The organism is Natronomonas sp., from assembly GCF_046483325.1.
GTDB lineage: Archaea > Halobacteriota > Halobacteria > Halobacteriales > Haloarculaceae > Natronomonas.
Map to the genome: position 1 here is coordinate 16,062 of NZ_JAWODL010000001.1, position 22,716 is coordinate 38,777.

Below are 22,716 nucleotides of genomic sequence, written 5' to 3' on the forward strand. Positions count from 1 at the left end.
GTTGAAAATTCATAGAAATAATACATTCTCTTAAACATGAAAATAATTTTATAACAGACCCCTCGGTATGGTCTCCATAACGCCATGAGCGCACACCCATGCCCGTAAAAAAGAAATTCGAATCGGAGAAGGATCTGCTTACCCAACTCACCGGGTTCACCGGTATCGGCTGGACCACCTCCATGCTCGGCTACCTGGGGACGATGATCGGATACGGGAACAACCTCGTGATCCGCTTCGGGGACCCCCAGTCGCTCCTGTATCTCGGTATCGGATTCTTCGTCGCAACGCTCGGTTTGGACCGAATCAGAGACGCTCGATCGAACGACGACGAGTAGCAGGTCGATCCGCGCACCACTATATTTATCAATATTCCATCTATTTTTATATACTGAATAGTCTCGGCGAGAAATCGGTCTCACACACCGACGTCGAGCGCCTCGCGGAGCGCTTCGGCCGCGTCGTCGATCGCCGCCTGGCCCTCGTCGAAGTGCTCGTATAGGCTCACGAACGCGTGGATCTGTGACTCGTAGTGGAGGCGGTTCGTCTCGACGTCAGCCTCGGAGAGCCGTTCGGCGTACGCCTCTCCCTCGTCTCGCAGAGGGTCGTATCCGGCAGTCATCACCGTCGCCGACGGGAGCCCCGAGAGGTCTCGCGCGCGGAGGGGGAACGCGTAGTGGTTGCCGACGTCGGCGGGGCTTCGGTACTGGTCGTAGTACCACTCGACGCTGTCCATCTCGAGGAAGTAGCCGGTCCCGTTCTCGTCGTAGGAGTCGAACCACTGGAGTGACGGAGGGTTCACCGCCGGATAGATGAGTAACTGGTGGGCGAGATTGGGGCCGTCTCGATCCCGTGCCGCGAGCGCGATGGCCGCCGCGTGGTTCCCGCCGGCGCTGTCGCCGCCGACGGCGACGCGCTCGGGATCGCCGCCGAGATCGGCCGCGTGCGTCGCGGCCCACTTCGTCGCCGCGTAGCTGTCCTCAAAGCCGATCGGGAACGGGTGTTCGGGGGCCAGCCGGTAATCGATCGAGACGACGATCGTTTCGGCGCGGTTTGCCAGCCGGCGACAGAGACCGTCGTAGGCGTCGAGTGAACCGCGGACCCAGCCGCCGCCGTGGATAAACGCGAGCATCGGATCCGGTCCGCCCCCCGTTTCGGGTGCGTAGATCCGAAGCGGGATCGGGCCGTTTGGGCCCTGTATCGCGATGTCGATGACTTCTTCGACCGGCTCCGGATCGGCCACGGTGAACAGTTCGTCGAGCAGTTCTCTGCCGCTCTCGACCGACAGCGTCGACGAAGGCGGTGAAATCCCGGAGTCGAGCTGGTCGAGCAGCGCGTCGGCCTGCGGATCGAGCCCATCGTCTCGTGGTGGCATACATCGTGCTCACGAGTGGGGGGATGTTAGTCTCACGGTCCCGGCGGCTTTATTTCGCCCCGAACCGCCCCTCCGAGCATGCACGAGGTGTTCGAAAACACCGTCCGGTTCGAGGAGACCGACGCCCAGGGGATCGTCTTCTACGGCAACTACGCGACCTATCAGGACGAGGCGTTCAACGAGTACATGGAGGCGATCGGCTTCCCGTTCGATGCGGTGGACGACCGCGAGTGGGACGCCCACGTCGTCAACATGGAGTTGCGCTATCGCGGGCCGGCGACGTTCCGAGACCGGCTCACGAACTCACTCCGGGTGAGTCGAATCGGAAACTCGAGCATCGAGTTCGCCTACGAGTGCCGCGACGCCGACGGCGAGCTGCTCGTCGACGGCTCCGTGACCCACGTCGTGGTCGACGAGTCGGGATCGCCGACGCGCGTTCCGGACGGTCTTCGGGACGCGATCGTCGCGTTTCAGGACGAGCCGCCGGAGTTCGCCTGACTGGATCCTGGAATCGGCCGGACGCCGCCGTCGGCAGGTTCTTTTTCCCGGCGACCGTTCGACCGCGCATGGAGTCGGCACCGGAGATCGTCGAACGGCTCGAACGGAACCTGATGAGCCTCGGTGTCTACGTGGAGCGTCACGCCCGCGAGCCGGGGACGATCCACGTCGAGTACGAGACGGCCGCCGCCGGGCTGACGACCGGCGATCTCGGAAACGTCTGCTCGGAACTGCGCGAGGCCCACGAGGCGGGCTGGGAGCCGCGTGACTGCCGATTTTGGGTCTTCGACACCGACGGCGGGTTCGTCGGCCGGTGGGTCGTCCGTGCGGGCTGGCTCCGGGCGCTCGACCGGGGGAACCTCTCGGAGACCGACTTCTCGACGCTCGTGCTCTCGGCGCGCGAGCCGGCGGACGACCCGCCCGCGGCGGTCCCGGCCTTCGGCGACGAGGGCCAGTAGCTCGCGTCGGCAACTTTTTGCTCGCCCCGTGCCTCGGTTCAGCGGACATGGCCGGTTCCGTCGCGCTGCAGGCCGGTGGCTCGATCCCGCCGCTGCAACTGCTGTTGCCCGTCGTGACGACGCCGGGGATCGCCGCCTTCTGGAGGATCTGATCGATGCGCGAGGCAGTCCGCGACCGGCTGTTGGACGCTCACCGCCCCGTCCTCGAACACGCGCTCTCGTGTGCGGACGCGGTCGCCGCCGGCTGGAACGAGGAGACGACGACCGACCGAACCGCCGTCGTCGAGCCCTACCGAGCGACCCTCTCGCGAGCCGGGCTGCTCAACCCGCTCGTCGCGGCGCTCGCCGACGCAGTCGGAGCTGTGGGCGGCGAACTCGCCGCCCGGCCGGTCCCCGACGTTCCCTATCTGGCGATCACGAGCCGCGGCGTCGTGTTGCGTGCGCCGATCGAGACCGGGCGGATAGTCGTCACGCTGGCCGCCTTCGAGATCGACCCGTACCGCCGCGGACCGCCGCTGCCCGAGGCGTTGAGTGTCGAGCATCGCGCCGACCCGTAACCGCGGCCGGGTTACCTCGACAGCGGCGATGTCCGTGTTCGAAGCGCCGGCAGATATCGCGTTTCGAGCGCGTGCCAGACGACGATCACCGAGGGCAGGACGAGTATCGACGCGAGATACGCATATAACACGCCCAGCGCGAGCAGTAGACCGAAGTCCGCGATCAGCGGGATGATGGCCAGATACAGCACGCCGAGCCCGCAGACGGTCGTCAGCATGCTGCCGGTGAGCGCCCCGCCCGTCCCCTGCGCGGTCACGCGCAAGGCGTCGTAAAGCTCCTCGCCGGCCTCGAACTCGTCGACGAACCGATGCATGAAGTGGACGGTGTAGTCGACGCCCAGCCCGATCGACACCGAGAGGATCGGTGCGTTAAATGGCGTCAGTGGAATGTCGAAATACCGCATCGAGCCGGCGAGCACGCCGACGGTGATCAACACCGGGATGAGGTTGATGAGGCCGTAGACGGCTCGCCCTTCGAGCCACCAATACGAAATCATGAGAAACGACGCGGTGAGCAGGAAGGCGATGATGAGGCTGTTGATCGCCGACTCGGTGATCCGGTCGATGACGACCTGATTGACGACGAGGTCGCCCGTCGGGACCGCATCGAGTCGCATGTCCTCGGCGACCTGCCTCGCCGCGAGCGTCGCCTCGGTCTGATCGGCGTCGACGTCGAGTTGGTACTCGATGCGGGTCGCGCTCCGGTCCTCGGTCAGCGAGTTGCGGGTCCGGTCGCCCGCCGAGGAGGCCAGAAGCTCCCCGTACACCTCGTCGACGTTTCGATCCGGAATGCCGTTTCCGGTCGTATCGTAGCGCTCGACGGTTCGTTCGAACTCCGGATCGGACTCCGCTTGCGATTGCATGACTCCGACGACGCTCGTCGCCTCCGCCCGGCGATCCTCGCTTTCGAACGCCGGCGGCGGGTCCTGCAGCGCCCGGTCGATGTCCTCGAGCGCCGCGTCGGATCGCACGTTCCTGTCCTCGACGTATAACGTGACCGTGCCGACGAACCCCTGCTCGAAGTCCTCCTCGAGGTATCGGAGGACGGCCATGAACGTGTACTCCGATGGGGCGAACGGTTCGGGAAGTGCCTGCATCCGCTCGACCCGATCCTCGTCGGGGAAGAACGCCTCCTGTGAGAACTCGGTGGCGACCCCGGTACCGTATGCCCCGCCGGCCGCGCCGATCGCGAGCGCCGACACGAGGACGATGGCCGGCATCGCCCGTGCCGCCGTGACGCCGATCGGGAGGATCGACCCGAGGATCGACCCCTCGCGACCGAGGGCGTTCCTCCCGAAGTCCGGAAATCGCGTTCCCTCGCGGAGTTCGTCGGAGGCGACCTTGCCGGCCGGCAAGAAGACGCTGAAGATGAGGAAGGTGAAGACGATACCGGCGGAGGCGACGATGCCGAAATCTTGGAGCTGTCCCAGCGTGCTCGTGAGATTCGCCGCGAACCCGATCACCGTGGTGAGAGTGACGATGAGAAGCGCCGTCGAGAGCTGTCTCGTCGTGATCTTCATCGCGACGGCGATCTCGCCGCCTTTCGTGCGCTCCTCGCGATATCGGTTGATGATGTGGATCCCGAAGTCGATCCCGACGGCCAAAAGCAGCGGGAAGACGGTGACGAGCGAATCGGAGAACGGGATGCCGGCGTAGCCCATGAACCCGAACGTCCACACCAGCGTCATGAGGAGGGCGATCACGCCCAACCCGAAGTCGATCGGATCGCGGTAGGCGACGACGAGGAAGAAGGTGATGAGGAGCAACGCCGCCGGGAAGACGAGGATCGCGGTGTCCGTGAGCAGCTGATTGACCTCCTGTTCGATGATCGCGTCGCCGAAGACGACGACGTTCTCGCCGGACTCGTAGCCGTCGATCCCGGCGACGACGTCGACCGTTCGGAACTGGAGGCTCGCCCGGTCGTCGGTGTCGGCCAGCGGCGGCGTGTCGTAGCTGACCGCGAGTTGGGCGACCGACGCGGAGCCGTCTGCCGGGTTGTAGTCGGTGCTGACTGGGAGCCCTGCACTCTCGTCCGCGTCGGCGAGCGCTCCTCGGATTCGCCGTTCGGAGGCCCCTTCGAGCACCCGACGCTGTGCCTCGGCCGTCTCGGCCGTCGGATCGAGCTGTCGGGCGGCGAGCGACGCCGGGCTCGTCGTCGAACTGACCCGGAGGGTGTCGTGGGTCTCGAGCCGGTACTGCGCCTCGAGCATCCGCAGCAGGCTCGGCTTCGAGAGGACGTTTTCCTCCTCTAAAAAGAGGTTCGCGCTGGAGCCGCCGCTCGCCCGTCCGCCGTCGTCGAAGTTCTCCTGCATGTCCTCTAAGGCCTGGGACTCCTCGAGATTCTCCGTGAACTGGTCGGTCCCGGCCTGCTGTTCGCCGCCGCCACCGATCCCGCCGGCGAAGATGGCCGTGAGGACGAGAAACGCGAGGATGACTGTCTTGGGGCGGTCGGTGATAAGCGGATTGACGCGTCTGGTGAGGGGATCCGATCGCGCTCTCTCCGCCGGATCGGTGTCCCGGTCGGCCATCGGTCAGTCCCTGCGCCGCCACCAGAGGCCGCCTCCGGCGAGCAGCGCGATCAGTGCGACGACACCGACCGCGACGACGAGCGTCGAGGGTCTGTCGTCGCCGTCGTCGACCCGTTCTTCGATCTCGACGGGATGTTGGTAGGTTCGAGAGAGTACCGTCTCACCGCCCTCGGTGTCGTACTGGAAGTCGAGTTCGACCCGGTGCGTTTTCGCCATCGCGCCGCCCTCCGCGGTGAGATCGAAGCGTATCTCGTCCGTCTCGCCCGGTTCCAACTCGTCGACGAACGCCTCGTCGCTCGACGTCGACAGCGGGCTATCGGTGTAGAGCTTCGCGTTGATGTTCCGGAGGGTCTCGGGGCGATCGTTGGTGATCGAAAGCGTGAGTTCCGTCGTTGACCCCTGCGTCACGCTCGCGTCGCTCCCGTCGATCGTGAACTCGTTTCGGCTGTCGTCGACGACGACCCGCTCGGAGACCGGGCCGACCGTCGTCGTCGTGCGTCCGCCGTTTGCGTATTCGAGCGTGAACCGGACCTGTCTGGGGCCGGGGTCGGCCTGTCCGCTTACTTCAGTCGGGTATACGAAGTCGATCGTCTCCCCGGCCACGAGTTCCGGTAGCGCGACGCGGCGTTCCTCGATGACGAGCGAGTCGCTAGCCGGTTCGACGATCAACACTCCGTCGGTGATCGCCGTCGGACCGTCGTTTCGAAGCGCACCGGAGATCCGGCCGTCGTAGCCGACAGAGAGGGTGTCATCGAGTTCATCGATCGTGATCGACTGCTCGTCGATCGGCACGAGACTTCCAGTCGCTGTTCTGGGTTCTTGTTCGATCCCGCTCCCGTCTTCGTACTCGAAGACGGCTTCGATCGGCTTCTCGCCGCTCACCACTGACTCGGCGACTCGAACGTCGACATCCACCGTTCGGCGGTCACCGGGATCGAACTCGCCGATGAACGCCTCGGCGCGCTCGCCGTCGATCGTCACGCCACCGCCGCCCGTGATCGTCGCCGTGGTGGCATAGGCCGGTTCCGACCCGACGTTTTCGAGTTCGATCTCGGCCTCGCCCGTCGTGCCTGGCTGGACGTCCGTGCTCACGTTGCCGATCGCGAAGAGCGCGTCGTCGGTCACCCGCACCTCGAGCGTCTCCTCGGCGCTCCGGCGGAGCCGCTGATCGTCGTTCGCCGTTTGTCGGTTCGTCACGGAGTATCGAACGCGGACATCTATCTCGTAGGTGCCGGGCTCGACGTCCTCGGGAACGACGACGCCGAACTCGGCGTTCGAGACGGCTCCGTCCCGAATGGTTCCGATCGGGCTCTCGCCCGTCCGCACGTCGAATGGCCCCTCGTCGGTGATCTCGACGCTGACGGCGCGCGCCGTCGTCACCGCCTCGGTCGCGGTGCCGGTCCGGACGGAGGCGTCGTTTTGTACGTTCACGACGAACTCCGATTCGGTGCCGGGGGCGACCTCATTCGCGGGGAGGTACGCGTCGAGTTCCGGTTCGCCCTGGCTCGTCTGTCCGGCGGCCGTACCGGCGAACAGCGTGGTGGCGACGAGTAGACAGACGACGAATCCGGCTGCCGCCAGCGCGATCGGTTGAGTACGAGGCGATCGCACGCGAATCACCGAGCTACGTCGAGAACGCTGCAGTTAGAAAGATCGAGGGGGGAGGTACCGAACCGTTCGAATCGGATATCCGATGTCGCGTCAGCGGGAAGGAGGGACCAATCCATCACGTCCACAGAGTCGTGGGTCGGGTTTAACGCTTTTGATTGAACGTTTATTCAAAACCGTTAACGTGATCCGTACCCTCTCCCGACCATGTGGTCCTCGCCGCCCTCCCGGTGCGTTCGCGGTATCCAGTTCCCAACCGAATTCGGGACCGTCTTTACCCCGCTCCCCCGAGGTGTTCGAAATGGACATCTTTGAGGATCCCCAGTCGACGCGCGAGGAGATCCTCGCCGCGGCCTACCGAGCGCTCTGTGCACACGGCTACGCCGACCTGACGATGGAGCGGATCGGCGAGGAGTTCGAAAAAAGCGTCTCGCTCGTCTACCACCACTACGACGGCAAGGACGACCTGCTCCTCGCGTGTCTGGAGTTCATGCTCGAGAACTACCGGGTCGACACCGACACCGGGCCGCCGTCCGATCCCTCCGCGGCGATGGAGGCCGTCTGCGATCGACTGCTGCTCGTCGACGCCCCTCCGGATGTCCAGCAGTTCGTCCGGGCGCTCATCGAACTCCGGGGACAAGCGCCGCACAACCGGGCCTACCGCGACTACTTTACGCGGAGCGATGCCTTCTTTCAGGACCGCATCGAGACCATCGTCGAGACCGGCGTCGAACAGGGCGTCTTCCGCGACGCCGATCCCGAGCGGACCGCCGGGATGATTCATACGGTGCTCTCGGGGGCGTTCTTCCGGTATGCCACCGTGGAGGGTGACGATTGGCTCGCGGACGTCCGCGAGGAGCTTCGACGTTACACCGAGCAAACGCTGTACCTCCCCGACGACGACGCGCCGTAAGCGAACCTTTTTATCCGGAACGGCCGCACACGAGGTATGAGCGCGACCCGGTCTGTAGTACGCGGGCTGTAACCGCGCGCCTTCTTCGTCGCGCGCACGTGCTTCGTGACTACCGATCGGTCTACGCGAGATCAATCATGAGTGAGGTTCCAGACAGCTACGACCCAGGGGAGGCGGAGCGCAAATGGCGTGAGGAGTGGCTCGACTCGGACGTCTACAGCTACGCGGACGACGACGAGCGTCCGGACTACATCATCGACACGCCGCCGCCGTACCCGACAGGCAATCTCCACATCGGAAACGCCCTCGGCTGGTGTTACATGGACTACGCCGCCCGGTATCACCGGCTGCAGGGCGACGACGTCCTCTTCCCGCAGGGGTGGGACTGTCACGGCTTGCCGACCGAGGTGAAAGTCGAGGAGACCCGCGACATCCACCGGACGGACGTCTCCCGCGAGCAGTTCCGCGAGTGGTGTATCGAACACACCGAATCGCAGATCGGCGCGATGAAGGAGACGATGTTGACGCTCGGATTCTCCCAGGACTGGAACCACGAGTTCCGGACGATGGACGACGACTACTGGGGTGAGACCCAGCGCTCGTTCGTCGAGATGGCCGAGTCGGAGTACGTCTATCAGGACGAACACCCCGTCAACTGGTGTCCCCGATGTGAGACGGCGATCGCCGACGCGGAGGTCGAAAACGAGGATCGCGAGGGAACGCTCTACTACATCACCTTCGAAGGTGTCGGAAACGACGACATCGAGATCGCGACCACCCGTCCCGAACTGCTCTCCGCCTGCGTCTCGATGGCCGTCGATCCCGACGACGAGCGCTACGCCGATCGAGTCGGCGACGCCTTCGAGGTGCCGCTGTTCGGCCAGGAGATCGAGCTGATCGCCGACGAGGACGTCGATGGCGAGTTCGGTACCGGCGCGGTGATGATCTGTACGTTCGGGGACAAACAGGACGTCACTTGGTGGGCCGAACACGATCTCGACCTCCGGGCGGTCATCACGGAGGACGGCCGCCTCAACGAGCTGGCCGGCGAGTTCGAGGGCCTTTCGATCGACGAGGGGAAGGAGGCGATCGCCGACGCCCTCGACGACGCGGGCAACCTGAACGACCACGAACACACCGAACAGTCCGTCGGCTGCTGTTGGCGCTGCGATACGCCGATCGAGATCCTCTCGAAAGAGCAGTGGTTCGTCGAGGTGAACCAAGACGAGATCCTCGAAGCGGCTCAAGAGATCGAGTGGTTCCCGGACCACATGTACACCCGCCTCGAGGAGTGGACCGAGGGGATGGAGTGGGACTGGGTCATCTCCCGCCAGCGCGTCTTCGCGACGCCGATCCCGGCCTGGGAGTGCGCCGAGTGCGGCCACGTCGAGATCGCCGGGACCGACGAGGTTCCGGTCGATCCGACCGCCGAGGACCCCGCCGTCGGCGCATGTCCGGAATGCGGGTCCGAGGAGTGGATCGGCGAAACTGACGTGATGGACACGTGGATGGACTCCTCGATCTCGGCGATGTACGTCGCCGGCTGGCCCGGGGAGGCGTTCGAGCCGGTTCAGTTGCGAGAACAGGGCCACGACATCATCCGGACGTGGGCCTTCTACACGATCCTCCGGACCGTCGCGGTCACCGACGAAATTCCGTGGGAGCAGGCGCTCATCAACGGGATGGTCTTCGGCGACGACGGCAACAAGATGTCGAAATCCCGCGGTAACTTCGTCCAGCCCGAAGCGGTCGTCGACGAGCACTCCGCGGACGCCTTCCGGCAGGCGATGGCGCTCGGCGGCCAACCCGGCACCGACATCCAATTCCAGTGGAAGGAGGTCACCTCCGCGACCCGATTCCAGACGAAGCTATGGAACATCACGCGCTTTGCGTCCGAGCACGTCGACGAGTCGGCCCCCGAGATCGCGGACCCGGCCTATCGGGACGCCGATACGTGGATCCTCTCGACGTGCGCCCGCGTCGCTGACGAGGTGGCCGCCGACATGGACGAGTACCGCTTCGACAGCGCGCTCCGGAAGGTTCGCGAGTTCGTCTGGCACGACCTCGCTGACGACTACCTCGAACTGATAAAGGGTCGCCTCTACGAGGGCCGCCCCGGCGAGCGACGCGCCGCACAACACGCCCTTTATACGTCCCTGAGCGCCTCCCTCCGTATGCTCTCGCCGTTCGCACCGTTCGTCACGGAGGAAGCGTGGAGCCACCTGCCGACCGAGGGCAGCGTCCACGGTTCCGCGTGGCCGGACCTCCCGGATGGCGACGCCGACGCCGAGGCGCGCGGCGAGTTGATCGCGGAGATCGCCGCGACGATCCGCGGGTGGAAATCCGACGAGGGGAAACCGCTCAACGCCGACATCGACCGCGTCGAGGTGTATCTCGACGAGAAGCGCCCCCTCGACACGTACGACCTCGCCGACACCGTCAACGGCCCCGTCTACGTCGAGGAGGGCTCGCCGAACGTCGAGCTCGTCCCCGTCGGCGTCGACGTCGACCACAGCGAACTGGGTCCCGTCTTCCGTGATCGGGCCGGCGCGGTCGTCGGCCAACTCGAGTCGGCCGATCCGGTCGAGCTACAGGCGGAGCTCACCACGGCGGGTCACGTCGAGTTCGAGATCGACGGCGAGACGGTGACCGTCGAGTCGGACATGTTCGAGATCGTCGAGGAACAGCGCGCCGAGGGCGGCGAGGAGGTCACGATCCTCGACGCGGGCGAGGCGACGATTCTCGTGTTCGAGTAGTCGGTCCGGTTCGAACGCGCGGTGTACGCACTGTTGTTCGCACGTTCGCGCGACCGAACGATCCTGCGGGACCGGGCGTGGCTACTGGAGGGAAAACCTCTATATCGATTCTGTGTGACCGCTCTATCCATGTCCCCGTTTCCGTTACAAGTCCCCGGTGGTCCCGAGTTGATCATCATCTTCTTGATTCTGTTCGTAGTCTTCGGGCTGGTCGGTCGATGGGTCTACCGTGATGCGAAATCCCGTGGGAGCGACTGGGCGTGGCAGTGGGGTGTGGGAATCGCACTGCTCTTCTTGGCGGGCTTGGTCCCCGGATTGCTCGGAATACTGATCTACGTCTCGGTACGAGGCGAGCGCGTCGAACCGACCCCCTAACCCGCCCTATAACGCCCTCAGGTGTTTATGTACTCCCTACCGTGGCGAAACCGCCCGATTTTTTCCTCGGACGCTGATTATCCCAGTTGTTTATATACTAACCGCGCGACGAAAGCCGAAGTTTAAATATCCCGGAATGTTTTGATATACTACTGTGTCAACCGGTGTACCACCACAAGGGCTGTCGGTTCCGTGGGGCATACTGCGGGGGGTCCGGAAGTTCCGGAGCGCACAGCAACGCGACGGCTGTGCGGTCGGCTGTGCCTTCGATCGGATGGACGATGGTCGGCTCCCGTGGTCGACCGAGGACGCCTACGGCGGGTGGGGCGGGCACGAGTATCACGGCACCGACGCCGAGAGTGAGAGCGACCGCCGTCCTGTCGTCTTCGCACACGGCAACCAGCGTGACGCCTGCGATTGGGGGCCACACGCCGAGTTCTTCTTAGAACGCGGCTACACCGGCGACGACCTCTGGGCGATCACCTTCCGCGAGGGCACGCCGAGCCACGAATCAATGGCCGACCAACTCGACGCCTTCATCGGCGATATCCGCGAACATACGGGGGCCGAATCGGTCGACGTCGTCGGCCATAGCCTCGCCGTTACCGGGCTCAGATACTGGCTCGCGACCCGCGGCCGCTTCGAGTGGGTCGACACCTTCGTCGGCCTCGCGGGCGCGAACCACGGCACCGTCCTAAGCACGTGGTGCGTCGAGACCGGCCTCCAGCGCGGCCCGTACGGGAGCAACCGGTTCCTCCGCGCCGACTACGACGAGATTCCCGGCCACCCGCTCGCCAGCCTGAACGCCGACGAGACGCCGGGCGACGTCGACTACTACACCATTCGCGGCACCGAGGACACGATCTTTTGGCGCTGTCCCGACAGCCCGATGCTTGAGGGGGCGACCAACCTCGCGCTCGAAACCGACCACGACGGCGTTCGTGTGGACCTGCGGGCCATGGAGTACATCTTCGAGTGGGTCTCGGGGACTCACCCCTACAACGTCCAACATCAGGTCTCGCCGCCGAAATAGCCCGTCTCCACGGATGTCTGTCGCCGTCATCCTTACGCTGTCCGGCGCCTTTCGTCCGACATGGCCGACCGCATCATGAAGGTCAACGCGTACACGACGTTGGATCTCCTCGACGGCGAGGTCGAGGGCCACGACTTCACCGAGGAGGCCTACGCCGTCGTGGACGTCACCAGCCCGCGGACCGATCCGGATCACGTCTCCTTGCAACTCGAACTCGACAACACCGAACTCGAGCGGTTGGAGCCGCACGCCGACACGGTTCGGCTCTCGCCCGACGAGGCGCGTTCGCTCGCTGCCGATCTCGAAAAGCACGCAGAGAAGGTCGAGGCGGCGAGCAAGTAGCCGGCCTCGATCAGACGAGCCGGGAGAACTCCTCGTCGCTCAACTCGGTATCGGCCGCGGCGACGTTCGCCTCGAGGTGGTCAACGCTCGACGTTCCGGGGATGGGTAACATCACCGGCGATCGCTCGAGCAGCCACGCCAGTGCGATCGACTGTACCCCCGTATCGTGTGCGTCCGCGATCTCGGCGAGCCCGTCGACCGAGTCCAGTTCGCCCGCCGCGAGCGGAAACCATGGAATGAAGCCGATCCCGAGCTCCTCGCAGGCGTCGAGCACGTCGGCTTCCTCCCGGTCGGCGACGCTGTAGCGGTTCTGCACCGTCGCGATCTCGACGTGATCGCGGGCCGTCTCGAGCTGTTCGACGCTCACGTTCGAGAGCCCGACGTGTTCGATCACGCCGTCGTCTTTCAGCTCCGCGAGCGCCGCCACGCTCGCCTCGAAGTCGACCTCCGGATCGGGCCGGTGGAGTTGATAGAGGTCGATCCTCTCCGTTCGAAGCCGATCGAGGCTACACAACACCGCGTTTCGGAGGTAATCGGGGTCGCCGCGCGGCAACCAATCGCCCTCGCGGTTCCGCAACAGCCCGCCCTTCGTCGCGACGACCACGTCGTCGTACGGCGCGAGCGTCTCGCCGATGAGTCGCTCGCTGACGCCCGGCCCGTAGGCGTCGGCGGTGTCGATCAGATCCACCAGTTCCGCCGCACGCCGAAGTACCTCGCGTGCGGCCTCGGGATCGTCCGGTTCCCCGATGATGTTCTCACCGGTGATACGCATCGCGCCGAATCCGAGCCTGTCGACCGTGAGGTCGCCGCCGATGTCGAACGTGTCCGTGCTCATGTATCGTGTCGGCTTCGAGCGGACGGATTATAAAACGCCGGTCGACGCGATTTCAGACCGAAAACAGCGTCCGAACGTCGTCCCACGACTCCACGACGTGCGCGCCGTCGCAGGCGGCCGGATCGCTGTAGGGCTGTCGCATCAAGAACCCGGCTTTCCCGGCCGACAGCGCGTTAGCGACGTTCCCGTGGTAATCGTCGATGAGCGCGTCGCCCGCGAGCGCACCCTTGTCGCGGGGAACCTCGTCGTGAAAGGCGTCGTACGCGATTCCGTGCTCGTCGAGCCACGCCTTCGAGACGTCGTGCGTCTCGGGAATCCGGTGGGTCGCGATCTCGATACGATACGCCGAGCGGAGCGTCGAGAGCGTCTCCGCGACGCCCGGTCGCGGCTCCATGCCGCCGAAGTACCACTCGGCGTGATCGGTCATCAACTCGCCGATGACGTGGCCGACGTGACCGTCGACGCCGGGCACCTCGTAGGACCAGCTATCGATCTCGTTCGGTTCGACGTCGTGGTCGTACTCGTGGCGCAGATACGTACAGAGCCGGGGGAGCTGTTCGGCGACGACGCCGTCGAGATCGACGAGCAGCGTCGAGCCGGTCGGGAGGGGGCGGTCGGTCATTGCCGTCGCTAGGGTTCGAAGCGATTTAAATGATGCTCGCCGGCGTCAGATCTCGATCCCGTCGCCGATCGATGGGGCGGTCGCCTCGAACCCCGCCGTCCGTAGCTCCTCGGCGAACCACGCACAGCTGTCGCCGTGATTGACGAGGATCGGCGTGTCGGCGTATGAATCGAGGAACGTCCGGAGTCCGTGGCGGTCGGCGTGCGCCGAGAAATCGTACCGTTCGAGCTGTGCGGACACCTGCAGGTGCTGGCGGCCGATCTCGGCGCTCCCTGTGTCGAGGAGTTGTCGGCCGGGCGTCCCCTCGACCTGATACCCCGAGAAACAGATCTTGTTGACCGGGTTCGCGTGGATCTCCGGAACGTACGTCATCGCCGGGCCGCCCGAAAGCATCCCTGCCGTGGTGATGATGACCGTCGGCTCGTTCGCGATCCGCTTTCGCTGGCCGTCGCGACCGGTCACGATCCGAGCGTTCGATGTCGCCCGAGCCATCGCTTCCGGATCCCGAAGGAACCCGGGATACCGGCGGACGAGGCGGGTCACCTCGACGCCCATCCCGTCGACGTAACAGTCGATGTCGTGCGCCGCACAGATCAACATGAGCTCCTGTGTGCGGCCGATCGCGAAGGCGGGTACGACAACCGTGCCGCCCTCCCACAGCGTCGTTCGGACGCTCTCGACGAACCGTTTTTCGACCCGCTCGCGGGGTTCGTGCTCGACGTCGGCGTAGGTGCTCTCACAGATGAGGATGTCGGCCTCGGGGCGAGCCGTCGTGGCCGACACCAACCGTTGGTCGTCGGTGTGGAAATCGCCCGTATAGAGCAGTCGCGTCTCCCCGTCGTCAATGAGGACGTGCGCACTGCCCGGAATGTGTCCGGCGTTGAAGAACTCGACGCGGTGGCCAGCCGCCTCGAACGACTCGCGGTAGCCGTGCGTCCGTGACACCTCCGTGACGCGGCTGCGCTCCTCCTCGGTGAAGGGACACAGCGGCGTTCCGCCGCGCAGTTTGAGCGTGTCCCGCGCCAGCCTCATCGCCAACTCGTACGTCGGCGGCGTCCAGTGGATCGGCGGCCGATCGTCGCCGGACAACAGCGCGGGGATCGCCCCCACGTGATCGAGGTGGCCGTGGCTGACGACGACCGCGTCCGGGGATACGTCGCCGACCGGATACTGCGGCGGGGCGTCGGTTTTCGTCCCGAAATCGAGCAAGAGCGTATCGTTGATCGAGACCGCGCTGCGACCGACTTCACCGGCGCCGCCGAGAAACTGGACGTTCACTGTCGGTGGCTACCCCGTCCAAACGCTTGCAGCCATCGGTTCGGATGAAACGCCGAACCCGATCACTCGCCGCCCTCCGCGGCGTCTTTCATCTCCTGGAGTCGGTCGATGAGCGACTCCTCGTCGTCGAACTCGAACTCCACGCTACCGTCGTGGTCGTTCTCGTGGACGTTGACCGCACCGCTGTCGTCGGTGTCGACGTTCTGGTTCTTCTGCTCGGATTCGTCGTAACTACCGAAGCCCATACGTGCCGATCGAGGGCTTCCCGACGGAAAAACACCTCGGGATCGTCGAACCGGCGCGCCTATCGCACGACGGTGACCGGAACCGGCGAGCGCCGAACGACCGTCTCCGCGACGCTCCCGAGCAACACTCGGCTCGCGCCCGTTCGGCCGTGACTGCCGATGACGATCTGGTCGACGTCGTGTTCTTCGGCGTAGGAGACGATCTCTCTGGCCGGCTTACCGGTCTCGATCGCGGTGTCTATCTTCGACCCCAGCTCCTCACCGCGCCCGCGGATCTTCTCGATGAGCGTTTCGGCGGCTCGTTCCCTCGTCTCGCGAAGCTGTGCCACGTCCGTCGTGATCCCCGATTCGATCCCCTTCGCGGAAAAACTTCTCGGATCGATCACGTGGAGAGCCGTGACGCTCGCGTCGGGGACGTTCTCGATCGCGAACTCCAGCGCCTTCAGCGATCGCTTCGAGTCGTCGACCGGGACGAGTACGTTCCGTGTCATAGCTCGACGATGAACGCCGAGGCTGTTAAAGCGGTGGAGGGTCTACGCCAGTGAGAACGAGTCGACGCTCACCCGAACCGGCGGATCTGAAACTCGGCGTACCCGCCGTAGGCGAACTCCAGCGAGCCGATCCACCAGTTCCAGCGGTCCGCTGGCCCGCCTTCGGGGGCGTCCGCGAGTTGCACGGCGACGTGTTCGGCGGTGAGTTCGATCTCCGCATCCTCGGCGTAGCGGCCGCTATCGGCGAGGTCGCGGGCGTGTCTCGCGACGGCTCGGCGCTCGGCGTCGTCGCCGCCGAACGCCTCCAGCCCCGACACGAGCGCGTCGACGTCGATTTCGATCTCCGGATCGCTCACGGCCGACGTAGCGTCCGGATCGACTTGAGGGTGTGGGCGATCCGGACGTCGGCGCGCCCGTACTCCAAGCCTACAAGCCGATTCCGTCCTGATCGCCCGGCATGACCGCCCCCGAACCGAGCGATATCCCCGATGACGCCGTGGAACTACTCCAGACGTATCTCGACGCCGAACACGGCTTTCTCTCGTGGCTCGATTTCACCGTCGACCGTCTCGACCCCGGGCGGATGGTGGCGACGATTCCCTTCGACGAGAAACTCACCAATCCGACGGATCCACCGACCGTGCAGGGTGGCATCGCCTCGACGCTCATCGACGTGGTCGGCGGCATCGTCCTCCGGCCGTACCTCACCGACCCGATACACGACGATCTGGCGACGATCAACCTCAACGTAAACTATCTCCGGCCGGCCGCGGGCGACCTGACCGCGACTGCGGAGGTCGTCAGAGCCGGCGGCAGCGTCGGCGTCTCCTCCGTGGAGGTCGAGAGTCGAACCCACGAGGGCGAGGAGTGTCTCGTCGCCGTCGGACAGGGCGCCTACCGGCTCTTTCGGAGCTGATCGCGCTACTGGCATCGGTCTCGGTCGGCCGTCGCACGGGCTGGGAAACGGACGAACACATATGGACCACGGGGACGAACCGCCAGCTATGGGCGCGACATCACCCTTCGTCGGCAGCGGCGATCCGGCCGGGACGGTCCTCGTCACGCGACTTCTCGCACACGCCTCGATCGCGGTCGCTGCGGCCATCTTGCTCGTCTTTCTCGGAATCTACGTCCGCCGCGTTCTCGCTGAGGGGTTCGAGTACGAATGGGGGTATCTAGCCGTCGGTATCGGCGCCGCGATCGTCTACGGAATCGCCGGTATCGCGACCGATCTGACCGGGTACGCCTGGATCGCCGCGTTCACCGAGGGTGCGGTGCTGTTTTTTATCCTCTTTATCGCGCTCGGACTCCGTGCGATGTATCACGCCGACCGACCCGCCGGTGCCTCGGGTCGGCTGCTTCCCGTGTGGATCGACGGTCTCGTCATCGTCGGATTCATCGCCGCGTGGTGGATCGGCTACGTCGCCGCCGGCGCGTGGACGCGTCCTGTCGTCGCCGTCGGCTGGATCGGCGCGTCGATCTGGGCGGTCTTCTACGGCGTTCGAACGACACGCGCACACGAGGGAACGACCTTCTCGGCGATCACGCGACACCTGCTACCGGCGATCGTCTGTATCGTCGCGGTCATCGTGGCCGATCTGGCCGGAGGCCTCGCTGTTCTCGATCGAACCGTCGTCGATGCGGTCTGGATCGTCGGGACGATCCTCGTCGCGGCGTTTCTGTTCAACACCGCGACCGCTATCCGCCAACAGGAGGGGGAGGTCGAGCGGATGTTCGATCGGACGACCTGGCGCCAACAGCGACTGGACGATTAAGCAACCTAGGCTCGCTCTACACGCCCGAGGCCGAACCGTTCGGTCACCGGGTTACTCGGACGCCCACCACCCCCAGTGACACGATACAGCGCGTCACCGGACTCGTCTCACTCGGAGTCGTCGCTATCTTTTCGGCCGTCCCATCGTCGACCTAACGGCGAGTGGCCGTCCCCTCCGGAGCCCAACATACTTTCGAGATGCAATCGTAGAGCCAGTATGCAACGGCAGACACGCCGTCGATTTCTCGCCGGTGCGGCTGGAGTCGCTGTCGGACTCGCCGGATGTACGACCAGCGCCCGGGATCCGCCCGAACCGATCGAACCGCTCGAGTCGCCGGCCGACAGCGATTCGCAGTACGCCACCGTGTACGAGCGGACCATCCGGTCGGTCGCCTTCGTCGGCGACGAATCCGGCGGTGGCTCGGGGTTCGTCCACGACGGTGTCGTCGTCACGAACCAACACGTCGTCGGCGACGCCGAAACGATCGACGTCCGCTTCGAAAACGGCGAGTGGCGGAGCGCCGGCGTCACCGCGACGGACGTTTACGCCGACCTCGCCGTCCTCTCGACTGACATCCCCGACTACGCTCGACCGCTGTCGTTCGTCGCTTCCATCCCGGCGGTCGGAACCGAGGTGCTCGCGCTGGGCAGTCCGTTCGGCCTCGAATCCTCCGTCTCCTCGGGGATCATAAGCGGGAAGAATCGCTCGCTTCCCAACGAGCAGACTGGGTTTTCGATCCCAAACACCGTCCAGACTGACGCCGGATTGGATCCCGGCAACAGCGGCGGTCCGCTGGTCACGATGGATGGTCTCGTGACCGGCGTCGCAGTCGCCGGCGCGGGCACGAGCGTCGGCTTCGCCGTCTCGCCGCTTCTCGCTCGCCGGGTGCTCCCGGAGCTGATACGCACCGGCCATTACGATCACCCGTTCCTCGGCATTCAACTCGTGGACGTGACGCCGACGATCGCCGAGGCGAACGGTCTCGACGACGCTCGCGGCGTGCTTGTCGTCGGCACGGCCGACGGGACACCGGCCGACGGGACGTTCCGAGGCGTCACCGGTGAAACGGAGATCGACGGACGATCGGTTCCCGTCGGCGGCGACGTTCTCGTCGAACTCGCGGGCAACGCGATCGATTCGGACGCCGATCTGGGGACGACGCTGGCGCTCGAACTCTCGCCCGGCGACCGCGTTCCGGCGACGGTGATCCGCGACGGGGAACCGCTGGAGCTGACGGTCGGCATCGGTGCGCGGCCGGAGCCGTGAGCCAGATCGGACTACTCTTCGTTCTCGTCGCCTTCGAGCAGTCCGCGCAGTTCCGGAATCGTCGCCGTCAGTTCGCTCACCTGCTCGTGAGCCGCAGTGATCCGTTCGAGGGTCTCTCCGAGCTCGGCGAGGTCTGATTCGAGGTCGTCGGCGTCCCCGAAGGCGTCCGCTTTCTTGCCGATCGCGAACCACTTTTTCGCGTCTCTGAGGTGCGATTCGGCGTCGCCGGTGTCGAGGGCACCTTTCAGGCCGTTGAGGACGCCGAGCGTGTTGTCCGCCTCGGCCTCCCAGACGGCGCTGGCTTCGGGGAGGGCCGCCCTCGCCGCCTCGATGCTCGATTCGACGTCCTCGCGCATCTCCGTCGCGGCTTCGTCGAACAGTTCGTCGTCGTCGAGTGTCGCCTGACTCATATCGGATATTTCGTGCGCCCGCGGTTAAAAAACACGCCGCGAAGCGAAAGTGAAGGATCCGGCCTCAAGCCGGGCCGCTACGGGCGCTCGACCCGATCGAGTTTCATCCGCGGGTAGTCGCCGTCCATCGCCATCGACGCGACGACGGTCGCCCCCTCGTAGTCGATCGTGATCTCGACTTTCATGAATCGCCCCGTGAGTTCCGTGTACTCTGCCGACTGCGCGGCGAGCGCCGCTTCGAGCTTGTCGTCGAGAATCTCGACGTCGACGGCGGTGCAGAACGGCTGGTTCTCGATCGACTCCCCTATCGCGCGTTCGAGGCTCGCGCTACTGTCCGGCGACACGGGCGTGCCCGCGAACTGGTGATAGAGGCTTCCGAACTTGATGCCCGCCTCGAAGCAGGCGATTTCCGGCGTCGTTGAGTCCATGTAGACCGCTGGACGGCCGACCACTAATCGGTTCGCCCTCGGCGTCCCACCCGATCGCTCGCCGTCTCGGAACGCATTTAGGCGTCACGCTCGTTCACAGCGTATGGAATACGAAGCGAGTCTCGACCGAGCGCTCGAGGCCGTCCCCGATATCGGGTCGGCCGGCGAGCGGCTCTCGGTCCCTGACGCGGTCGCACAGACGGACGGCGCGTTCACGCGGTTCACGAACCTCGATGCGATCGCGGACGCGCTGAACCGCGACACCGATCACATCCACCGCTACGTCCAGCAGACGCTCGCGACGTCCGGGAAGCTCGACGAGGGAGTCGGCCGGTACAACGGGAACTTCGACGCCCGCGACTTCGAGCGCGTGATCGACGATTACACCGAGGAGTACGTCCTCTGTAGCGAGTGCGGGCTGCCCGATACCCGCCTCGTCCAGGAGAACCGGAACCTCATGCTCCGGTGTGACGCGTGCGGCGCGTTCCGCCCCGTCTCGAAGAGCAAGCGGACGAGCACGGCACAACAGACCCAAGACGACGTGCAGGCCGGCAAAACGTACACCGTGAAGGTGACCGACACCGGCCGGAAGGGCGACGGTGTCGCCCACCGCGGCGACTACACGATATTCGTCCCGGGGGCCAGCAAGGGCGATGTCGTCGACATCTACATCGAGAGCACCAGCGGCAATCTCGCATTCGCTCGGCTCGCGTGAGCTATTTCTGAACGATCGTTCATTATATAGGCCGATTAGCGACTAAAATCCGACATACGTTCCGCGCGAATCTTGCCAAACCGCCGGATGCGGGGCGAAACACGCCGGATTTATATCCGTGGACAATCGACTAACGGACGATATGGGACAGACGCTTACCGAAAAAATTCTCGACGACCACCTCGTCGAAGGTGAACTCGAAACCGGAGAGGAGATCGGTATCGAGATCGATCAGGTGCTGACACAGGACACGACTGGGACGCTCGTGTGGCTGCAGTTCGAGGCGCTCGGCCTCGACGAAGTCCAGACGGAACTCGCCGCCCAGTACTGTGACCACCAGACGTATCAATTCGACTTCAAGAACACGGACGACCACCGGTTCCTCCGCAGCGCCGCGGGGAAGTTCGGGGCCTACTACAGCCGCCCCGGCAACGGAATCTGTCACAACGTCCACAAGGAAAACTTCGCCGCGCCGGGCAAGACGCTCCTCGGCTCGGACAGCCACACGCCGACGCCCGGCGGCCTCGGCCAGCTCGCGATCGGCTCGGGCGGACTCGACGTCGCCGTCGCGATGGGCGGCGGTGCCTACTACATCGAGATGCCCGAAGTCGTCAACGTTCACCTGGAAGGCGAACTTCCCGAATGGGCGACCGCCAAAGACGTCGCGCTCCACTTGCTCGGCGAACTCTCGGTCAAGGGCGGCGTCGGCAAGATCTTCGAGTACACCGGTCCCGGCGTCGAGTCGTTGACCGTCCCCGAGCGCACGACGATCACGAACCTCGGCACGGAACTCGGTGCCACCTCCTCGATCTTCCCGACCGACGAGAAGACGAAAGACTGGCTCTCCCGCATCGGTCGCGAGGACGAGTACGTCGACCTCCAGCCCGACGAGGACGCCGAATACGCCGACACGATCGAGGTCGACCTCTCCGAGCTCGAACCGCTCATCGCCTGCCCGTCGATGCCCGACAAGGTCGTTCCCGTCCGCGAGGTCGCTGGCACGGACGTCGAACAGGTCATCATCGGCTCCTGTACGAACGGCGCCTACGAGGACATCCTCCCCGGCGCGAAGATGCTCAAAGGCCGTACGATGGACAGAAAGACCGAGATGATCGTCGCCCCCGGTTCCAAGCAAGCATCCGAGATGCTCGCCCGTGAGGGCTGGACCGCCGAGATGATGGCCGCGGGGGTCAACTTCTCCGAGGCGACGTGTGGTGCCTGTATCGGCATCGGTCACGTACCATCCTCCGACTCGGTCTCACTGCGAACGTTCAACCGTAACTTCGAAGGCCGCTCCGGTATCGAGGACGACAACGTCTACCTCTGCTCGCCCGAGGTCGCCACCGCGGCGGCGCTGGCCGGCGAGATCGTCGACCCCCGGGATCTCGCCGCCGAGCTCGGCGATCTCGAGGCCCCCGAGTTCGAGATGGCGGATAAATACAGCGAAGGCATGGGACGGGACGACCCCGACATCATTGCTCCCGACGAGGCCGTCGACGACGACCTGATCAAGGGTCCGAACATCGGCGACGTGCCGTTGAAGGACGAACTCGACGCCGACATCGAGGGACCGGCCCTCCTGAAGATGGAGGACAACATCACGACCGACCATATCATTCCCGCGACACAGGACATCCTGATGTACCGGTCGAACATCCCGAAACTCTCCGAGTTCACGCTCTCGCGCGTCGACGAGGACTTCGCTCAGCGCGCGCTCGACAGCGACGGCGGCTTCCTCGTCGCCGGCGAGAACTACGGCCAGGGGTCCTCGCGTGAGCACGCGGCCCTGTGCCCGATGTATCTCGGCATCGAGGGCGTTCTCGCACAGAGCTTCGCCCGCATCCACAAGGCGAACCTCTTTAATTTCGGTCTCCTCCCGCTGGAGATCGACGCCGACGACTACGAGAAGATCGAGCAGGGCGACGATATCGAGATCGTCGACGACGTCGCCGAAGCCGTCCGCTCCGGCCAGGAGGAGTTCACCGTCCGCGTCAACGACGAGTGGGAACTCACGGCCACCCTCGACGCCTCCGAGCGCGAACGCCGCATCCTCGCTGACGGTGGCAAGCTTTCGCACACGAAAAAGCAGGCCGAAGACGGCAGCGGCGCGGCACCCGCCGACGACTGATACGGACCGTTGCACCGACTTTTTATTTGCGACCGATCCGTGAGTGGCATCGTCGTCCCGACGCTCCGAAACGCCGGACG

General features: G+C 65.1%; 25 protein-coding genes. 14 read left to right on the top strand and 11 right to left on the bottom strand.

Annotated elements, in window-relative coordinates:
* Positions 1-98 precede the first annotated feature (98 nt).
* Positions 99-338 (top strand): hypothetical protein, encoded by a 240-nt coding sequence (locus R6U53_RS00075; RefSeq protein WP_410320338.1) that lies wholly within the window; start codon positions 99-101, stop codon positions 336-338.
* Positions 339-418: 80 nt separating this feature from the next.
* Here R6U53_RS00075 and R6U53_RS00080 read toward each other — a convergent pair whose 3' ends face one another.
* A complete protein-coding gene (locus R6U53_RS00080; RefSeq protein ID WP_410320339.1) occupies positions 419-1,375 on the bottom strand; it encodes an alpha/beta hydrolase in 957 nt (318 codons plus the stop codon).
* A 78-nt stretch (positions 1,376-1,453) separates the two neighbouring features.
* Here R6U53_RS00080 and R6U53_RS00085 point away from each other — a divergent pair, with 78 nt between their 5' ends.
* The 3 genes from R6U53_RS00085 (at position 1,454) to R6U53_RS00095 (ending at position 2,888) form a co-directional block, all read left to right on the top strand.
* Positions 1,454-1,873 (top strand): acyl-CoA thioesterase, encoded by a 420-nt coding sequence (locus R6U53_RS00085; RefSeq protein ID WP_410320340.1) that lies wholly within the window; start codon positions 1,454-1,456, stop codon positions 1,871-1,873.
* Positions 1,874-1,941: 68 nt separating this feature from the next.
* Positions 1,942-2,331: a hypothetical protein gene (locus tag R6U53_RS00090; protein WP_410320341.1), complete on the top strand. Its 390-nt coding sequence runs from the start codon at positions 1,942-1,944 to the stop codon at positions 2,329-2,331.
* Positions 2,332-2,486: 155 nt separating this feature from the next.
* On the top strand, positions 2,487-2,888 hold the full coding sequence (locus tag R6U53_RS00095) for a hypothetical protein (RefSeq protein ID WP_410320342.1): 402 nt from the start codon (positions 2,487-2,489) through the stop codon (positions 2,886-2,888).
* A gap of 11 nt (positions 2,889-2,899) precedes the next feature.
* Here R6U53_RS00095 and R6U53_RS00100 read toward each other — a convergent pair whose 3' ends face one another.
* Both R6U53_RS00100 and R6U53_RS00105 read right to left on the bottom strand, forming a co-directional pair.
* Complete coding sequence (locus R6U53_RS00100; protein WP_410320343.1) at positions 2,900-5,416, bottom strand: efflux RND transporter permease subunit; 2,517 nt, start codon at positions 5,414-5,416, stop codon at positions 2,900-2,902.
* Between the two features lie 3 nt (positions 5,417-5,419).
* Positions 5,420-7,036, bottom strand: coding sequence for a COG1361 S-layer family protein (locus tag R6U53_RS00105; protein ID WP_410320344.1), 1,617 nt, complete (start codon positions 7,034-7,036; stop codon positions 5,420-5,422).
* A gap of 289 nt (positions 7,037-7,325) precedes the next feature.
* Here R6U53_RS00105 and R6U53_RS00110 point away from each other — a divergent pair, with 289 nt between their 5' ends.
* From R6U53_RS00110 to R6U53_RS00130, 5 genes are all read left to right on the top strand, one after another.
* Positions 7,326-7,937, top strand: a complete 612-nt coding sequence (locus R6U53_RS00110; protein ID WP_410320345.1) for a TetR/AcrR family transcriptional regulator — start codon at positions 7,326-7,328, stop codon at positions 7,935-7,937.
* A 137-nt stretch (positions 7,938-8,074) separates the two neighbouring features.
* Positions 8,075-10,693 carry a valine--tRNA ligase gene (locus R6U53_RS00115; RefSeq protein ID WP_410320346.1) on the top strand — a complete coding sequence of 873 codons (2,619 nt, stop codon included), beginning with the start codon at positions 8,075-8,077 and terminating at the stop codon, positions 10,691-10,693.
* 129 nt (positions 10,694-10,822) lie between these two features.
* Positions 10,823-11,068 (top strand): FeoB-associated Cys-rich membrane protein, encoded by a 246-nt coding sequence (locus R6U53_RS00120; protein ID WP_410320347.1) that lies wholly within the window; start codon positions 10,823-10,825, stop codon positions 11,066-11,068.
* 154 nt (positions 11,069-11,222) lie between these two features.
* On the top strand, positions 11,223-12,101 hold the full coding sequence (locus R6U53_RS00125; RefSeq protein WP_410320348.1) for an esterase/lipase family protein: 879 nt from the start codon (positions 11,223-11,225) through the stop codon (positions 12,099-12,101).
* A 60-nt stretch (positions 12,102-12,161) separates the two neighbouring features.
* Positions 12,162-12,443, top strand: coding sequence for a DUF6360 family protein (locus tag R6U53_RS00130; protein WP_410320349.1), 282 nt, complete (start codon positions 12,162-12,164; stop codon positions 12,441-12,443).
* Positions 12,444-12,453: 10 nt separating this feature from the next.
* Here R6U53_RS00130 and R6U53_RS00135 read toward each other — a convergent pair whose 3' ends face one another.
* From R6U53_RS00135 to R6U53_RS00160, 6 genes are all read right to left on the bottom strand, one after another.
* Positions 12,454-13,278, bottom strand: coding sequence for an aldo/keto reductase (locus R6U53_RS00135; RefSeq protein WP_410320350.1), 825 nt, complete (start codon positions 13,276-13,278; stop codon positions 12,454-12,456).
* 52 nt (positions 13,279-13,330) lie between these two features.
* On the bottom strand, positions 13,331-13,900 hold the full coding sequence (locus R6U53_RS00140; protein ID WP_410320351.1) for a 5' nucleotidase, NT5C type: 570 nt from the start codon (positions 13,898-13,900) through the stop codon (positions 13,331-13,333).
* A 45-nt stretch (positions 13,901-13,945) separates the two neighbouring features.
* Positions 13,946-15,178, bottom strand: a complete 1,233-nt coding sequence (locus tag R6U53_RS00145; protein WP_410320352.1) for an MBL fold metallo-hydrolase — start codon at positions 15,176-15,178, stop codon at positions 13,946-13,948.
* A gap of 62 nt (positions 15,179-15,240) precedes the next feature.
* Complete coding sequence (locus R6U53_RS00150; RefSeq protein ID WP_410320353.1) at positions 15,241-15,423, bottom strand: DUF5786 family protein; 183 nt, start codon at positions 15,421-15,423, stop codon at positions 15,241-15,243.
* Positions 15,424-15,482: 59 nt separating this feature from the next.
* Positions 15,483-15,914 (bottom strand): universal stress protein, encoded by a 432-nt coding sequence (locus R6U53_RS00155; protein ID WP_410320354.1) that lies wholly within the window; start codon positions 15,912-15,914, stop codon positions 15,483-15,485.
* Positions 15,915-15,982: 68 nt separating this feature from the next.
* The gene (locus R6U53_RS00160) at positions 15,983-16,270 is read right to left on the bottom strand and encodes a hypothetical protein (RefSeq protein WP_410320355.1); all 288 of its coding nucleotides are present in this window, start codon (positions 16,268-16,270) and stop codon (positions 15,983-15,985) included.
* 101 nt (positions 16,271-16,371) lie between these two features.
* Here R6U53_RS00160 and R6U53_RS00165 point away from each other — a divergent pair, with 101 nt between their 5' ends.
* From R6U53_RS00165 to R6U53_RS00175, 3 genes are all read left to right on the top strand, one after another.
* Positions 16,372-16,830, top strand: coding sequence for a PaaI family thioesterase (locus tag R6U53_RS00165; protein ID WP_410320356.1), 459 nt, complete (start codon positions 16,372-16,374; stop codon positions 16,828-16,830).
* 88 nt (positions 16,831-16,918) lie between these two features.
* Positions 16,919-17,689, top strand: a complete 771-nt coding sequence (locus R6U53_RS00170) for a hypothetical protein (protein WP_410320357.1) — start codon at positions 16,919-16,921, stop codon at positions 17,687-17,689.
* Between the two features lie 216 nt (positions 17,690-17,905).
* Entirely contained in the window at positions 17,906-18,955 is a 1,050-nt protein-coding gene (locus tag R6U53_RS00175; protein WP_410320358.1) for a trypsin-like peptidase domain-containing protein, read from the top strand.
* 11 nt (positions 18,956-18,966) lie between these two features.
* Here R6U53_RS00175 and R6U53_RS00180 read toward each other — a convergent pair whose 3' ends face one another.
* Positions 18,967-19,365 (bottom strand): DUF5790 family protein, encoded by a 399-nt coding sequence (locus R6U53_RS00180; RefSeq protein ID WP_410320359.1) that lies wholly within the window; start codon positions 19,363-19,365, stop codon positions 18,967-18,969.
* Between the two features lie 77 nt (positions 19,366-19,442).
* Positions 19,443-19,793 (bottom strand): dihydroneopterin aldolase family protein, encoded by a 351-nt coding sequence (locus R6U53_RS00185; RefSeq protein WP_410320360.1) that lies wholly within the window; start codon positions 19,791-19,793, stop codon positions 19,443-19,445.
* A gap of 103 nt (positions 19,794-19,896) precedes the next feature.
* Here R6U53_RS00185 and R6U53_RS00190 point away from each other — a divergent pair, with 103 nt between their 5' ends.
* Together R6U53_RS00190 and R6U53_RS00195 are read left to right on the top strand one after the other, a co-directional pair.
* Positions 19,897-20,508, top strand: a complete 612-nt coding sequence (locus tag R6U53_RS00190) for a translation initiation factor IF-2 subunit beta (RefSeq protein WP_410320361.1) — start codon at positions 19,897-19,899, stop codon at positions 20,506-20,508.
* A 142-nt stretch (positions 20,509-20,650) separates the two neighbouring features.
* Entirely contained in the window at positions 20,651-22,636 is a 1,986-nt protein-coding gene (locus R6U53_RS00195; RefSeq protein ID WP_410320362.1) for an aconitate hydratase, read from the top strand.
* Positions 22,637-22,716: the final 80 nt, after the last annotated feature.